The sequence below is a fragment of the Paraoerskovia sediminicola genome (assembly GCF_030296575.1).
Classification (GTDB): Bacteria; Actinomycetota; Actinomycetes; order Actinomycetales; family Cellulomonadaceae; genus Paraoerskovia; species Paraoerskovia sediminicola.
This window is the reverse complement of the sequence record NZ_AP027729.1, coordinates 2,042,923-2,057,903: the sequence shown is the minus strand read 5'-3', so window position 1 is coordinate 2,057,903 and position 14,981 is coordinate 2,042,923. Positions and strand designations below refer to the sequence as shown.

General features: G+C 75.0%; 10 protein-coding genes. 5 read left to right on the top strand and 5 right to left on the bottom strand.

Annotated features, from left to right (window positions below):
* Positions 1-14: 14 nt before the first annotated feature.
* Positions 15-1,511 (bottom strand): sugar transferase, encoded by a 1,497-nt coding sequence (locus QUE47_RS09630; protein ID WP_286217115.1) that lies wholly within the window; start codon positions 1,509-1,511, stop codon positions 15-17.
* Between the two features lie 325 nt (positions 1,512-1,836).
* Here QUE47_RS09630 and QUE47_RS09625 point away from each other — a divergent pair, with 325 nt between their 5' ends.
* Positions 1,837-2,091 (top strand): DUF2530 domain-containing protein, encoded by a 255-nt coding sequence (locus QUE47_RS09625; protein ID WP_286217114.1) that lies wholly within the window; start codon positions 1,837-1,839, stop codon positions 2,089-2,091.
* Here QUE47_RS09625 and QUE47_RS09620 read toward each other — a convergent pair.
* The 3 genes from QUE47_RS09620 to QUE47_RS09610 are packed head-to-tail and all read right to left on the bottom strand — an operon-like array spanning position 2,076 to position 6,755.
* Positions 2,076-5,345, bottom strand: a complete 3,270-nt coding sequence (locus QUE47_RS09620) for a sacsin N-terminal ATP-binding-like domain-containing protein (protein WP_286217113.1) — start codon at positions 5,343-5,345, stop codon at positions 2,076-2,078. The genes QUE47_RS09625 and QUE47_RS09620 overlap by 16 nt on opposite strands.
* A gap of 28 nt (positions 5,346-5,373) precedes the next feature.
* The gene (locus tag QUE47_RS09615; RefSeq protein ID WP_286217112.1) at positions 5,374-6,360 is read right to left on the bottom strand and encodes a DUF3027 domain-containing protein; all 987 of its coding nucleotides are present in this window, start codon (positions 6,358-6,360) and stop codon (positions 5,374-5,376) included.
* A gap of 14 nt (positions 6,361-6,374) precedes the next feature.
* Positions 6,375-6,755 carry a cold-shock protein gene (locus QUE47_RS09610; protein WP_286217111.1) on the bottom strand — a complete coding sequence of 127 codons (381 nt, stop codon included), beginning with the start codon at positions 6,753-6,755 and terminating at the stop codon, positions 6,375-6,377.
* Between the two features lie 258 nt (positions 6,756-7,013).
* Between QUE47_RS09610 and QUE47_RS09605 the strand changes: the two genes are divergently transcribed.
* The 4 genes from QUE47_RS09605 (at position 7,014) to QUE47_RS09590 (ending at position 14,044) form a co-directional block, all read left to right on the top strand.
* Positions 7,014-8,270 carry a hypothetical protein gene (locus QUE47_RS09605; protein ID WP_286217110.1) on the top strand — a complete coding sequence of 419 codons (1,257 nt, stop codon included), beginning with the start codon at positions 7,014-7,016 and terminating at the stop codon, positions 8,268-8,270.
* On the top strand, positions 8,267-9,808 hold the full coding sequence (locus tag QUE47_RS09600; RefSeq protein WP_350227744.1) for a helicase-associated domain-containing protein: 1,542 nt from the start codon (positions 8,267-8,269) through the stop codon (positions 9,806-9,808). Before QUE47_RS09605 ends, QUE47_RS09600 begins: the two co-directional genes overlap by 4 nt.
* Before the next feature lie 112 nt (positions 9,809-9,920).
* Positions 9,921-11,603, top strand: coding sequence for a DNA repair helicase XPB (locus QUE47_RS09595; protein WP_286217109.1), 1,683 nt, complete (start codon positions 9,921-9,923; stop codon positions 11,601-11,603).
* Positions 11,604-11,653: 50 nt separating this feature from the next.
* Complete coding sequence (locus tag QUE47_RS09590; protein ID WP_286217108.1) at positions 11,654-14,044, top strand: TPM domain-containing protein; 2,391 nt, start codon at positions 11,654-11,656, stop codon at positions 14,042-14,044.
* Positions 14,045-14,209: 165 nt separating this feature from the next.
* On the opposite strand, the gene QUE47_RS09585 is transcribed toward QUE47_RS09590, so the two are convergent.
* Positions 14,210-14,950 (bottom strand): type 1 glutamine amidotransferase, encoded by a 741-nt coding sequence (locus QUE47_RS09585; protein WP_286217107.1) that lies wholly within the window; start codon positions 14,948-14,950, stop codon positions 14,210-14,212.
* Between the last annotated feature and the right edge of the window lie 31 nt (positions 14,951-14,981).

Here is a 14,981-nt window from a genome sequence, read left to right as displayed (position 1 = left end):
TGCTCACGTGAGCTTCAGTACGCCCCTGAGCCGGACACGATGGCCCGGGCCGTCTTCGCGATGAGCATGAGGTCGAGGAAGATCGTCCAGTTCTCCACGTAGTAGACGTCGAGCCGGACGCTCGCGTCCCAACTGAGGTCGGACCGGCCACCGACCTGCCACAGACCTGTGAGGCCCGGCTTGACGAGCAGGCGGCGGTGGACGTGGTCCTCGTACGCCGAGACCTCGACGGGCAGGGGCGGGCGCGGGCCGACGAGGCTCATCTGGCCGCGGAGCACGTTGAACAGCTGGGGCAGCTCGTCGAGGGAGTACCGGCGCAGGACCTTGCCGAGGCGGGTCACGCGCGGGTCGTCGCGCATCTTGAAGAGCGGGCCGGAGCCGTCGTTCTCCGCCGCGAGCTCGGCGACCTCGGCGTCGGCCCCGGTGCGCATCGAGCGGAACTTGAGCATCCCGAAGGTGTCACCGTTGCGGCCGACGCGCTCCTGCCGGTACAGCACCGGGCCGCGGCTGGTCATTGCGACGGCCGCCGCGATGCCGATCATCACGGGCGCCAGGACGACGGTGATGGCGAGCGCGCCGAACCAGTCGATCGTCGACTTCAGGACGTACCGCGGGCCCGAGAAGCGCGGGGCGTCCACGTGGACGAGGGACATCCCCTCGGTCGGCGTCACCATGATCCGGGGCCCGGCGACGTCCATGAGCTCGGTGGTGAGCATCATGTCGACGCCCGCGGGCTCGAGGGCCCAGCCCAGCCGCTTCACGGCGTCCGCGGTCATGGCGTCGGAGCCGGCCACGGCGACGCAGTCGGTGTCGGTGACGCCGACGACAGAGGCCGCCGACTCGAGGTCCCCGAGGACCGGGACACCGGCCACCGTCGAGTCGCCCGCCTGCTCCGCCCCGGGGATGCAGACCCCGATCACGCGGTAGCCCGACATCGGGTCGTCGTGGAAGTCGTGGACGAGACGCGAGACCTGCTCCCGGCGGCCGACGGCGACCACCGACCGCGCCGCGACGCCGGCGGCGCGGGCCTTGCGCAGGCTCCCGCGCAGGGCGAGCCGCGAGACCAGGACCGCACCGAGCCCGAGCGGGAAGGCGACGAGGACGAACCCGCGCGACGTCTCGAGCGTCGTCACGTAGGAGACGACGGCGATGGACGCGAACAACCACCAGGACGCGAGGAACACCCGCTGGTACTCCGCCGGGCCACGTCCCAGCACCCGCACGTCGCGCGTCCTCATCAACGAGAGGCCGACGATCCAGGCGGTCGCGATGACTCCGGCGAAGGCGGACAGCACCTCGAGCGACGTCGTCGTGCCGACGACGCCGTAGTGCGCGAGCAGGACGGTCACGAGCATGGCGAGGACCACGGCCGCGGAGTCGGTGACGGCGATGCGTCGACGGTGCAGCGCGATCCACGAGATCGGGCTGCGGACGTGCGCACCGGGGACGGTGTGGGCCCCGAGGAGTCGCCCGCGGACGTCGCTGACGACGTCCGTCACGATTCCACTCACTGGCCACACCTCCGGATATGAATAGCCGCCATCATAAGATTGGACGATTGTCCAGTTCCATCAGAACGCAGGGTTTTCACCCGGGTGACTGACCGATGGTTACCGTTCCGAGACCTGGTGAAACACGATCGCAACCCGAGCGTGACGAAGTCGCTCTCCGGATTCGATCCGCCGTCCGACGTCGTCGTCCGACCCGCCATCGCGCACCCCGTCGTCGCTCGTGCTCCGCTTCCGTGTCCTGGTCTGAGAGACCGGGCGCGCGAGGGATCATGACGCCGACGAACGGGTGAAGTCCTGATGGCACGTGCAGCCGTAGGATCGCCCTGTGCCCTCCCACGTCCACCTCGTGCTCCGTCCCGAGACACGCAGGCCCGCGCCCGAGCCGCTGCGGGTCGACCTGCGGCCGATCCTGCTCGTCGGTATCGCGGTGTTCGTGGTGGCCGGCATCGTCTGCGGCCTGCTGATGATCCTGGACGTGACGGCGCTGCGGCACGTCCTGATCTGCGTCGCAGGCGTCTCACTGGGCCTCGTCGGGCTCGTCTGGGAGAAGAAGCACCGCGCGGACTACCGCGGCGTGTAACCGTCCCAGGCGGAGTCGAGTCGCACCGCCGTCGAGTCCTCCGGGCTCAGCAGCACGGCGAGGATCGCGTGCCGGTCCTCGAACCTCCCGCTCGCGGCAGCGAGCGCCCTCGCGAGCCCGTCGGACGTCGCGGCGTGAGCCGCGCGCGCACGGTCCGGTCCGCTGACCCACCAGTCGACCTCGACGCCGTCGACCCGTAGGTCCTCGTGCTCGGTCCAGACGACCGGCACCGCCGGGAACAGCTCTCGCACGGCCGCCGGGACGTCGTGCTCGGTCGGGGGCGCCGCCTCCGCAGGAGCCGTGGGATCGGGCGCGTCGGGTGGCAGGTCCTCCGCGACCGGGACGTCGAGCAGGTCCGCGAGCTCGTCCGCACGACCCGCGGGAGCGGGGACCACGGCACGCAGCTGGGCCCAGCACGCGACGTCGGCGACCACGACGTCGGCGACGTCGACGACGACGCACCGGCCGCCGTCCTGCACGGGGAGGCGGTCGACGTCGTCCGCGAACGCCGCCCGACCCGCGTCGTCGAGCGCGTCGGCAGCCTCGGCGAGCCCTCGCCACACCGCGACCGCGACCGCCGGATCGACGCTCTCGCCCACGTCGGGCAGGCCGTCGAGCGCCTCCGCCCAGCCGAGCGCGTCGAGCCCCGCGAGGGTCGACACGCCACCGACCGCGCGCAGCACCGCCTCGTCGAGGCCGTCGTAGGGGCACGCGCGCAGCAGGGGTACGTCCGACCCGGGGAGCGCGAACGCGGCCCCCAGCCCGGCGAACCACCACGCGGCGTACGACGGGTGCGTCCGGCCGGCGGCACCACGCACGGGGGTGAGCAGCGCGGCCCGCGCGGCCCGGTCCTGCGCCACCGCCCGCAGCATCCGGGCGGGGTCGGCAGCAGAGTCGAGGTCGGCGACGGCCGCGAGGTCCCCGACGTGGGCCGAGTGCCCGACGGCGTCCGCCACGTCCTCGAGGTACACGCGCCAGCCGTCGAGCCAGGGGGCCGGGTCGTCGGGCGACGGCGCGGTGAGATCGGCCATCGCCTCCGCGTGGGGTCCCGCGTCGGCCGTCTCGTCGGGGGTCAGCACGTCGGGGACGACGTAGACGCCCACCGCAGACCGCACGCCGACCGCGCGGAGCACCGCCTCGCCCCAGCGCCCGACCAGCGCGTCCGCGACGGCAGGGAGGTCGAGCAGCGTCGCGGCCTGCGACCCCGGGAGCAGGGACTCCCGCGCCGGCGCGGGATCGGCGTCGGACGCCCCGTCCTCGGAGAGGTGTCGCACCGGGAGGGGCAGCTCGCCCAGCCAGAACGGGAACCGGTCCGGGTCGAGGCCGGGCCGGTCCGCCAGCGCTGCGGCGACGAGTCCGAGCACGGCGTCGCGCAGACGGTCCGCCTCGACGTCGTCGGCAGCACCGTCGAGGACATCGGCGGAGGCCGCGACCACGGCGTCCCGCACGCCGACGAGCACGTCGAAGGCGTCCGACGACCGCGCACCGAGCCGCTCGAGGACCGGGTGGGTCGCAGACGGGTGGACCGTCCGCACGTCGAGGGCGGCGAAAGCCCCGGAGACATCAGGGTCCGCCGCCGCTCCCGTGGGCAGGACGAGGCCCCGTGCGCCGCGGGCCACCCGGCCGTCGGCGAGCGGGACGGCGACCGTGCCGAGCGCCTCGCGCACCGAGGCGTCGGCGATCCACGGCTCGAACGCTGCGTAGAGGTCGCGCCAGCGCTCGGGCGAGAGACCGTCGGGGACCCGCGCGACGGCGTCCGCCAGGTCCGCCCGCTGCACGCCGCACGCGCGGGCCCGCGCAGCCTGCTCAGGGGTCACGGCGACCAGCCCCGGGGTCCCGGGCGCCAGCGCGGCGAGCACGGCCGGGTCCTGACCGGGGTCGCCTGCGACGAAGGTGGCGTCGCGCGGCGCGACCCGTCCTGGACCGGGCGCGAGGTCAGGATCGGGGTCGGCGTCCGTGCCGGACCCGGCCTCGAGCACCGGCGCGGCCGCGAGCGCCTCGATCGCGGCATCCCGGACCAGCGCGTCGACCGCCGAGCCGGGCAGGCCCGTCGGGACGAGGTCGAGGACGTGCAGGCCTGTGGTCGCCGGCCGGGCGGCGACCTCCTCCGCCAGCCGGGCGTACGCCGCTCCGGCGTGCCGCGCGACCGTCCGTGCGGCCTCGCCGTCGACGACGTGGCGACGGGACGGGTCCAGCGGGAACGAGGCGAGCAGCACCGCGGGGAACGCCATCGCCTCGGCCGTGGGCGTCGGGGCGTGCAGGACGGCGTCGCTCGCCCCTGGTCCTGTGGGTGCGCCGCCCTCGCGCGGCAGCGCCCAGGCGACGTCCCAGGTGGCCGCGTCCTCCACCCGTGCCCCGTCGCCGGGCGGGAACGTGCCGTGGTCGCGGACGACCACCCAGCGGTCTTCGACGTCCCGCAGCACCCTCACGTCCCCGGCGTGGACGACCGTGATCTCGTCGAGGGCCGGCAGCGCGACGAGCACCAGGTCGTCCAGGGCCGCGAGCTCGCCGCGGACGGCGGCCGTCGCCTGGTCGTCGCGCAGGACGACGTGGACCTCGGTCTCGTAGCGGTCGTGCGCATCGAGGCCCGGGGCATCGGCGGTCACGTCCCCGATCAGCGAGGCTTCGAACGGGAGCCGGAGCATCGGCAGGGACGTTCCCCGACGGCGGACCTCGGCACCAAGCTCGGTACGGCGCTCCGCAGGGTGTTCGGCTGTCAGCGGCTCTACGGCCTCCCGACCTCCGGTCTCCTCGGCGACGTCAGCGCCACGTTCGTTCCCGAGGCCAGCCAGCAGCTCGCGCGTCGCCTCCAGGGAGAAGCGCACGCCGCCGGTGGACCGCGAGGCGACCGTGACGTCGTCCGACACCGCGCGGACCGCGCTGAAGCCGACGCCGAACCGACCGACCTGGGACTCCGCGTCGCGCTTCGCCGACGCGCGCATGCCGGCGAGCGCCACGACGCCCGCCCGGTCGAGGGGCGCGCCGGTGTTGCGGGCCACGAGCACCGCGGGCGTCCCGTCAGGCCGCTCCGACGGAGGTTCGACCAGCTCGAGGTGCAGACGGCCGGGGACGCCGGCGCGCGCGGCGGCGTCGGCGGCGTTCTGCGCGAGCTCGGTGACGAGGCGCCCGGCGTAGTGCCCGGGGCCGAAGTCCTCCTCGGTGTTCGCGTCCTCCCGGAACCGCGCGGGCGACTCGAGCCAGGCCCGTGCGACTGCGGCGCGCAGGCCGGCTGTGCCGAACGGGTCGGTCGTCACGGTGCGGTGCGGGCCACGGCGGGGCCCGTCACGGCTCGGCGGTCTGCGCCGCTCCAGCTGCTCCGGCGGACGGGTCGGGCTCGCTCGAAGCCTGGGGCTCCGCCGGCGCTGCAGGCTCGGCCTGCGCCTCGGGCTCGACCGACGCGACGGGCTCGGCCTGCGCTTCGGGCTCCGCGGACCCTGCAGGCTCGGCCTGCGCCTCGGGCTCGGCCTGCGCCGGCGCTCCGCGCGGGACGTCGACGACCTCGAGGGTCGTCTCGTCGATGATCGCCGACGGCTCGGGCCAGTCGCTCGGGTGCGGGGCCACGTCCGTCTCGGAGTGCGCGCCGCAGCCGTGGTCGAGGCTCACGACGGTCCCGTCGGACGGCGACCACTCGCCGGCGCACACGCCGAACACCTGGCCGAGCGCGCCCTGGAGGGGCGCGAGGAACCCGCACGAACCGCAGTCCCGCTTGCTCGCGACGGCTGCCGGCGAGCTCGGACCGCGGTCGCCGTCGTACCAGCGCTGCGCGGCGGCGTCGCGCCCCTCGGGGGACAGGACACGCACCCGTGCCAGCGCGAGCTCGTCGATGGCGACCTCGTCGACCTCGACGTCACCGGTCGGGGTGTACCCGGCCTCGAGACGCGGGTCGTCGGCCTTGAACGGCAGGACGTCGCCGGGACGCACGTCGCCGGGACGCAGGCGCTCCGACCAGGGCAGCCAGTCGGGGGCGAGCAGCGCCTCGTCGCCGGGCAGCAGCTCGACCTCGCAGATCGTCGCGGTGCGGCCACGCGGGACGCGGGCGACCGTGACGGTCCAGTGCCACCCGCGGTAGCCCTTGAGGTTGCACGCGAAGTGGTGCGAGATGAGCCGGTCGGCCTGCGCCGTCGTCCCGAGGTGGTCGCCGACGTCGGCCGGGCGGTTCGCAACGCCAACCGCAGCCTCGCGCGCGGCGTCCACGGCACCGTTGAGCACGGCGTCGCGCGCCGCTCGGGCGGAGACGCCGGTCTGCCGGCGCACGGTCGTCGATGCCACGGGTCCACCCATCCTCAGGCCTCGAGGTCCTCGGCGACGGCACGCAGGAGGGTGCCGTACTGCTTGGCCCGCGCGGGCTCGGGGTACCGGCCGCGGCGCAGGTCGTTGCCCACTCTGTCGAGCACCTTGATGAGGTCCTCGACGATGACCGCCATGTCGTCGGCGGGCTTGCGCCGCGCCTTCGCGACGGACGCGACGGGGTCGAGGAGCTTCACGGACAGCGCGGAGGGACCGCGCTTGCCGTCCGCGACACCGAACTCGACCTTGCTGCCGGGCTTCGGGGCGGCGCCCTCGGGGAGCGCGGAGGCGTGAAGGAACACCTCGTGGCCGTCATCGCTCGCGATGAAGCCGAAACCACGTTCGGTGTCGAACCACTTGACCTTGCCGGTAGGCACGTGAACCTCGCTGAATCGTCCTGGGCTCCCCGGGAGCTCCACGGGTCGCGATGCCCCAGGCTACCGGTCGCAGCGGCTTGCTGCGGCATCCACGGGTCACGCCCGTCGGCCCGCCCTCCGGGCACGACCGGTACACGTCCGGGCAGCGTCCGGACCGAGGCCGGGCCGCGTCCGGAGTGAGGCCGGGCCGCCCGCCGGCAGACAACGTCCGTGCAGCGACTGGGGAGTGCCGGCGGGCGCTCGCGTAACCTGGTGCGGATGCCCACCTCGCCGATGCCCCCGTACGGCCCGTGGCTGCGCGCGCTCCCGGCGGACCGGCTGGTCACCCTCCTCGACCGACGCCCCGACCTGGCCGTGCCCGCGCCCTCGACCCTCCGGTCGCTCGGCGCGCGCGCCACGAGCCGCAACAGCATCGAGATCGCGGTCTCGCGGCTCGACACCGCGGCGATCGAGGCGCTCGAGGCGGTGCTCGTCCTGGGCGGCTCCGCTGCCTCGTCGCCCGGCACGACGATCGACGACGTCGTCCGCGCCGTGCTGGGCGACACCCGGCACGACGACGCGGTCGCGGCACTCACCCGGGCGCTCGCCGAGCTCACCGCCGCGTGCCTCGTCTGGGGCGGGTCGGACGACGTCCCTGTCCGTGGCGACGTTCCCGGCGCCGAGCTCTCGCCCGACCTCGGCGACGGACGGCTCCGTGCGGCGCCCGGCGTCGACGAGGTGCTCGGTCCGCACCCGGCCGGCCTGGCCCGCGAGCCCGAGCCGATGGCAGGGGCAGGGGCAGGGGATGGGGTAGAAGCAAGGTCACGTGCAGGGGCGAAGACAGGGACAGGGACACAGACGCGGCGCGCGGGCACGACCCACGCCGCCGACGCCACGAGTGCCACCGCTGGCCCGACGGACACCGCCGACCCGACCGACCCCGCAGAACTCGTCGCCGGGGCGCTTGCCGATGCACCGCCCGGTGCCCGCGAGATCCTCGGCGCCCTGACCTGGGGCCCACCGGTCGGCGTCGCCCCGCGGTCCGGGGCGGGCGCCGAGGCGACCCGGTGGCTCCTGGCCAAGGGCCTGCTGGAGCGCGCCGACGGACGCTACGTCGTCCTCCCCCGGGACGTCGCCCTGGCCCTGCGCGACGGGCGGACGCACCGCGACCCGCACCCGCTCCCCCGGTCCCGGGTGGGCGCGAGGTTCCCGAGCAGACCGTCGAGGCCGAGGCCTCGACCGCGGCCCTCGAGGTCGTGCGACTGGTGGCGCGCCTCGTCGAGTCGTGGGGCGAGGACCCGCAGGGCGTGCTGCGCGGCGGCGGACTGGGGGTGCGGGAGCTGCGACGGACGGCGCAGGACCTCGGCGCGGACGCCCCGACGGCCACCGTCGTCGCCGAGCTCGCGCTCGTCGCCGGTCTCGTCAGCGACGACGGCGACGACCCTCCGCACTTCGCCCCGACGACCGTCGCGGACGAGTGGCTCGAGCTCGGGGTCGGCGAGCAGTGGGCCGCGCTCGCCTCCTCGTGGGCCGTGAGCCCTCGGACTCCGTGGTCCGTGGGCTCGCGCGACGAGAAGGGGGCCCTGCGCGCCGCCCTCGACCCGGGCCTGCACCGGCCCTGGGTCCCACGGCTGCGTGCCTCGGTCCTCTCGGTCCTCGTCGCGCACCCCGGCCTGTCCTTGACCACCGACGCCGTGCTGGACGTCCTGCGCTGGGGCAGCCCCCGGTCCCGTCCCCCGGTCGCCGCCGTCGAGGGCCTGCTCACCGAGGCCGCCACGCTCGGGATCACCGGCGCCGGCGCGGCGTCCCCGCTCGGTGCGGCGCTGCGCGGCGACGAAGCAGCAGGAGCTTCAGCCTCCGCATCGCGGACGCTCCCCCACCCCACGCCGGCACGCGTGGCCGAGCTCGGTGCCGCGCTGGACGCGCTCGTGCCGCCACCGGTCGACGAGGTGCTGCTCCAGGGCGACCTCACCGGCATCGTGCCGGGGCGCCCCGGACCTGCCCTCGAGGCGCTGCTCGCCGACTCCGCCGACGTCGAGTCCCGAGGAGCGGCCGTGACGGTCCGGTTCTCCGGCTCGTCCGTGACACGGGCGCTCGACGCCGGCCGCACCGCCGACCAGCTCCTCGCCGCGCTCGGCTCCCACTCGCGCACCCCCGTGCCGCAGCCCCTCGAATACCTGGTGCGCGACGCGGCGCGTCGCCACGGTCGGCTGCGCGTCGGCTCCGCCACGAGCTACCTGCGCAGCGACGACCCCGCAGCCCTCGCGGGGCTCGTCGACGACCGCGCGCTGCGCGCGCTCGGGCTGTTCGCGATCGCTCCGACCGTGCTGGCCGCGCACGCCCCGGCCGCCGAGGTCCGCGCGGCCCTGCGGGAGCGCGGACTCTCCCCGACGGTCGAGGGCCCCGACGGGCAGGTGATCGCCGTCGGCGGCTCCCGAGCACGGATCCCCGGTCGCGCGCGACCCGCGTGGGTAGGCGGGGTCGCGGGCCGGCGGGTGCGGTCGCTGCGACCCGACCCGCGTGCGGCCTCGGTCCTCCCGGACCAGGCCGAGGACCCGGCGCGGCGGACGGCGCGGCTCACCGAGCTCGCGGAACGTCTCCTGGCCACGGGCGCACCCGCCGTCACCACCGTCACCACCGGCACAGCGGACGGCGCCACGAGCGTCGAGCAGGGAGGACGAGCGATGTGGCGGGCGTCGGAGGGGAAGGACGTCGACGGCGAGCGAAGCGCGGACGGTACGAACCCCGGCGACGGCCACCCGGACGAGCCCGACGGCCGCGACGACCGGCCGCAGCCCGCACCCGCAGGTGACCGGACGCCGTCCGGCACCTCTCCCAGCCCGGTCCCAGAGCCGGGAACGAACGAGCCCGCCGACGCGTTGGCCATGCTGCGCGACGCGATCGAGGAGCGCACCGACGTCCTGCTCGAGGTCGTGGGGACCCGTGGCACGCCGGAGATCCGGCGGGTGCGGCCCCTGCGGCTGGACGGTGGCCGGCTCCGCGCCCTCGACACCGTGCGCGAGGCCGAGCTGACCGTCGCCGTGCACCGGATCGCGTCGGTCCAGCCGACATGACCCGCACCCCCTCCCGTGGGTGCGGGTGCTCCCCGCGTCCCGCCGGACGCGAGGCGCCCAGGTCGCACGCTCACGGGACCGACGAACGTCCAGGACCGATGGAAGGACCCGCATGGCCGACGGCCCGCTGATCGTGCAGAGCGACAAGACCCTCCTGCTCGAGGTCGACCACGAGCTCGCCCGCGACGCCCGCCGCGCGATCGCGCCGTTCGCCGAGCTCGAGCGCGCCCCCGAGCACGTCCACACCTACCGGCTCACACCGCTGGGCCTGTGGAACGCGCGCGCCGCCGGGCACGACGCCGAGCAGGTCGTCGCCGCCCTGATGGAGTACAGCCGCTACCCCGTGCCGCACGCGCTGCTGGTCGACGTCGCCGAGACCATGGCGCGCTACGGGCGGCTGCAGCTGATCCAGGACCCGGCGCACGGGCTCGTCCTGCACGCGCTCGACCGCGCCGTGCTCGCCGAGGTGCTCAAGTCGCGCCGCACCGCAGGCCTCGTGGGCGAGAAGATCGACGACCTCACCGTGATCGTCCACCCCAGCGAACGCGGCCACCTCAAGCAGGTCCTCGTCAAGCTCGGCTGGCCCGCCGAGGACCTCGCCGGGTACGTCGACGGCGAGAAGCACCCGATCGCACTCACGACCGAGACGGTCACGACGTCGGACGACGGCGCGCAGGTCCGCAAGCCGTGGTCCGTGCGCCCGTACCAGGAGCAGGCGATCGAGGGGTTCTGGCACGGCGGCTCCGGCGTCGTCGTCCTGCCCTGCGGCGCCGGCAAGACCATCGTCGGGGCGGGCGCGATGGCACGCTCGGGCACCACGACCCTGATCCTCGTGACCAACACCGTCAGCGCCCGGCAGTGGCGCGACGAGCTGCTGCGCCGCACCGACCTGACCGAGGACGAGATCGGCGAGTACTCCGGCGCCCGCAAGGAGATCAAGCCCGTCACGATCGCGACCTACCAGGTCCTCACGACCCGACGGAAGGGCGTCTACACCCACCTCGAGCTGCTCGACGCCCGCGACTGGGGCCTCGTGCTCTACGACGAGGTCCACCTGCTCCCGGCACCGATCTTCCGTATGACCGCCGACCTCCAGGCCCGCCGCAGGCTCGGTCTGACGGCGACCCTCGTCCGGGAGGACGGCCGCGAGGACGAGGTGTTCTCGCTGATCGGACCCAAGCGGTACGACGCCCCGTGGAAGGACATCGAGGCGCAGGGCTACATCGCGCCCGCCGACTGCGTCGAGGTGCGCCTGACCCTCCCCGAGTCGGAGCGCATGGTCTACGCGACCGCAGAACCCGAGGACCGCTACCGGCTCGCCGCGAGCGCCACCGGCAAGAACCGGGTGGTCGAGCGCATCGTCGCCCAGCACCCCGAGGACCAGGTGCTCGTGATCGGGCAGTACATCGACCAGCTCGAGGAGCTCAGCGAGCACCTCGACGCGCCGCTGATCACCGGCGCGACGACGGTCCGCGAACGGCAGCGCCTCTACGACGCGTTCCGCTCGGGCGAGATCAACCACCTCGTCGTGTCGAAGGTCGCGAACTTCTCGATCGACCTGCCCGAGGCGTCCGTGGCGATCCAGGTCTCCGGCTCGTTCGGCTCGCGGCAGGAGGAGGCGCAGCGCCTCGGCCGGATCATGCGCCCCAAGGCCGACGGCCGTACGGCACACTTCTACGCGGTGGTCGCCCGGGACACGGTCGACCAGGACTTCGCCGCCCACCGGCAGCGGTTCCTGGCCGAGCAGGGCTACGCCTACCGGATCGTCGACGCGGAGGACCTGAACGAGGCATGACCTGCGACCCAGCGGATGCGCCCGCCCGAGGGCTCGGTGACGATCGTTCGATGAGCACTGCCGTCCCGGCCCGCCGTCGTGCCCGGGGTGCGACGCCGACGCGCCGTACGACAGCACGGCTGCGCGCGGTGGCATCGGTGCTGGCCGCGTCCGTGCTGGGCGTCGGCGCCGGCCTGCTCGGCGCGCTGCCTGCGAGCGCCGGTCCGAGTGCGGACGTGACGGCGGGCGCGACGACAGCTGTGACGGCGGACGTCTCGACAGACGTGCTGCCGGCCGTCGCGCCCATCGACGTGCCCGGGCAGATCACCGACCCGAACGCCGCCCTGGGCGACCGGACGGACGAGGTCAGGCAACGGCTCGACGAGGTCTCCGACGACACCGGGTATCAGCTCTTCGTCGTCTACGTCGACACGTTCGACGACCTCGACGGCGACGTCTGGGCCGACGAGACCGCGAACCTGTCGGGCATGGGCGAGGACGACCTCGTGCTGGCCGTCGCCACCGATGCCCGCCGGTACGGGCTGTCGGTCGATCCGCAGTCCGGTCTCTCGACCGCCGAGATCGACGCGATCGACCGCGCCGCCAAGGACGAGCTCCGCGAGGAGTCGTGGGCAGGTGCTGCCCTCGCTGCCGCGGACGCGCTCGACGACGCCGCTGGCCCCGGCGCCGGGGTGCCGTGGGTGCTGCTGCTCGTCGTCGCACTGGTCGGCGGGATCGCGGTGGTGGTGCTGCTCGCCCTCCGTCGACGAGGCCGCCGCCCGGCCCGGTCGCCGCGCGGTCGAGGTGGACCCGGGACGTCCGCGTACGGCCGTGGGGAGCGCGGCGCCCTCGCTAGCAGCGCTAGCAGCGCGAGCAGCGCGAGCAGCGACGCCGGTGCTGCCGCGGTCGGCGCGACCTCCGCCGTCCGAGCGCCGCAGGACGCCCCCGTCCCCGCGACCACGCCCGCCGACGCGACGCGCGGAACGGAAGACGCGGCGCCCGAGATCGAGGACGCAGTGCCCGGGGCGGAGAGCCGGGCCGCGGCCGCGCCAGGCCCTGCCCGAGGCCGCAACGCGTACGAGGGTTCGGAAGAGGCGCTCGGAGCGCGCTCCGACGCGGCGCTCGTGGCCGCCGACGACGCCATCCGTACCAGCGAGCAGGAGCTCGGCTTCGCCCAGGCGGAGTTCGGGTCGGAGGTCACCCGGGAGTTCGAGCGCGCTCTCGCCACCGCGAAGGTCGACCTCTCCCGGGCGTTCGCGCTCCGCGCGAGCCTGCAGACCGGTGCGTCCCCCGAGGCGACCGGCACCGACGCGGCGGCGTCGGGTCCGTCGGGCAGCCAGACGGCTCCGGCCTGGGGGACGGCGGCTCCCCCGGCCGACCGGCACGGGACGCTCGTCGAGATCCTCACCGTGTGCGACGCGGTCGTCGAGTCGCTCGACGACGAGTCGGACGCCTTCGACGAGCTCCGCCAGACCCGAGCACGTGCGCACGAGGTGCTGGACGAGGTCGAGCGGGACGTGCAGCTGACCGGTGACCGGATCCCCGGTGCGCGCACCACGATCGCCTCGCTGGCGACGAGCCACCCCGCACAGGCCCTCGCCACGGTCGCGGACAACCCCGACCAGGCGCAGGAGCTGCTCGACGGGGCACGGGAGGCCGTCGAGCAGGGACGCGAGCGCCTCGCCAAGCACGACCGGAGCGCGGCCGCGACGCTCGCCCGCGCAGCGCAGAACGCCGTCGGCCAGGCCGCCACCCTCCTGGCAGCCGTCGACTCCGCGCGCAGCGACCTCGCGCGCGCGTCGGCACAGCTGTCCCGCGCGACCGCGTCGATCTCGAGCGACATCGCCGACGCAGCCCGCCTCCGGGGTGCGCCCGACACGGCGGCCTTCGTGGACGCGCCCGCCCTCGACGACGCGCTGGTCGAGGCACGCGCTGCACTCAGGTCCGCGGACGACCTCGCGGACGACCCCGCCTCCGCGCTGCGCCGTGTGACCACCGCCGAGGCACAGCTCGACAACGTCCTCGCTCCGGCCCGCGCCGCTGCGGAGCGGAGCGTCCGCGCCCACGCGCTGCTCAGCGACACCACCGGTCGCGTCGAGTCGCAGGTTCGCGCCGCGCACGACTTCATCGAGACCCGCCGCGGAGCGGTCGGGCCGGAGGCCAGGACGCACCTCGCGGAGGCACGACGCATGCTCGAGGAGGCACGCGCCCAGCGCACGGTCGATCCCGCAGCAGCGCTGCTGGCCGCACAGGAGGCCGAGCGCCACGCGGCCACGTCCGCGCAGCTCGCACGGCAAGACACCACCGACGCCGCCTACGGGTCACCGGCCGGTTACGGCCGGACCTCCCGCAGGCAGGCCGGACCGAACCTCACCGGGATGCTCCTGGGCGGCATCGTCGTGGACCAGCTCCTCGGGGATCACGCCGCCGGGCCTGGGGCGGGTTCCGACCGGAGCGGATGATCGGGATCGGGTTCGGCGGCGGACGCTACGGGCGCGCGTCCCGATCGGGGTTCGGCGGGCGTAGCGGCGGCCGCTCGGGAGGCGGCCGGACGAGCCGCGGCGGGCGGTTCTGACCGCCGCTGGCCCGCCAGGCGCGGTGCGCGCCCTGGCAGTCCTCGATACGCCTCAGGCGTCGACCGGGTCGCCGATCGACGCGCGGACCTGCGCCATGAACGCCGCACCGAGCGCGGCACCGGTCCGGGCGACCTCCTCCTCGTGGAGGGCGAACTCGGTCCGCAGCGTCCGTGCCTGGTCGGCGTCGAGATGCGCGGCCCAACCGGCCACGAGCGCCGCGTCGGCCTCGGGCTGGAACTGCAGACCGAGCGCCGAGCCGACGCGGAACCCCTGGAACGGGTAGAGGGACGACGAGCCCAGCCACACGGCTTCGGCCGGCAAGTCGACGATCGCGTCGGAGTGGTGGCCGACCACGGGAGTGGTGCGCGCGCGGACGTCCACGACGCGCCCCAGCACGGCGTCGTCGCACGCCCCGCGACGCCAGTAGAGGGACGTGACACCGCGTTCGGGCCCGGGCGGCGGTGCGATCTCGACACGCCCACCCGTCGCGACCGCCAACAGCTGGGCCCCGAGCCCGATCGCCAGGACGGGCACCCCGGCGGACACGGCCTCGCGGAGCAGGTCGCGCAGGTCGCTGAGCCACGGCGCGTCCGCGTGGACGGCCAGCCCGCCACCGAGGACGACGAGCGCGTCACCGACCTCGTGGAGCGGCGGCAGCACCTCGCCGAGATCCGTCCGGAGGACCCGCGCGCCGTCGCCGATCGCCGCGGCCAGAGTGCCGAGCCCGAAGTCCGGGTCGCTCTGCACGACGGTGACGACAGGCTCGGTGCGAAGGTTCTCGGTTCTGTTCACGGCGAGGACGGTACCGTCGAACGCCATCGAT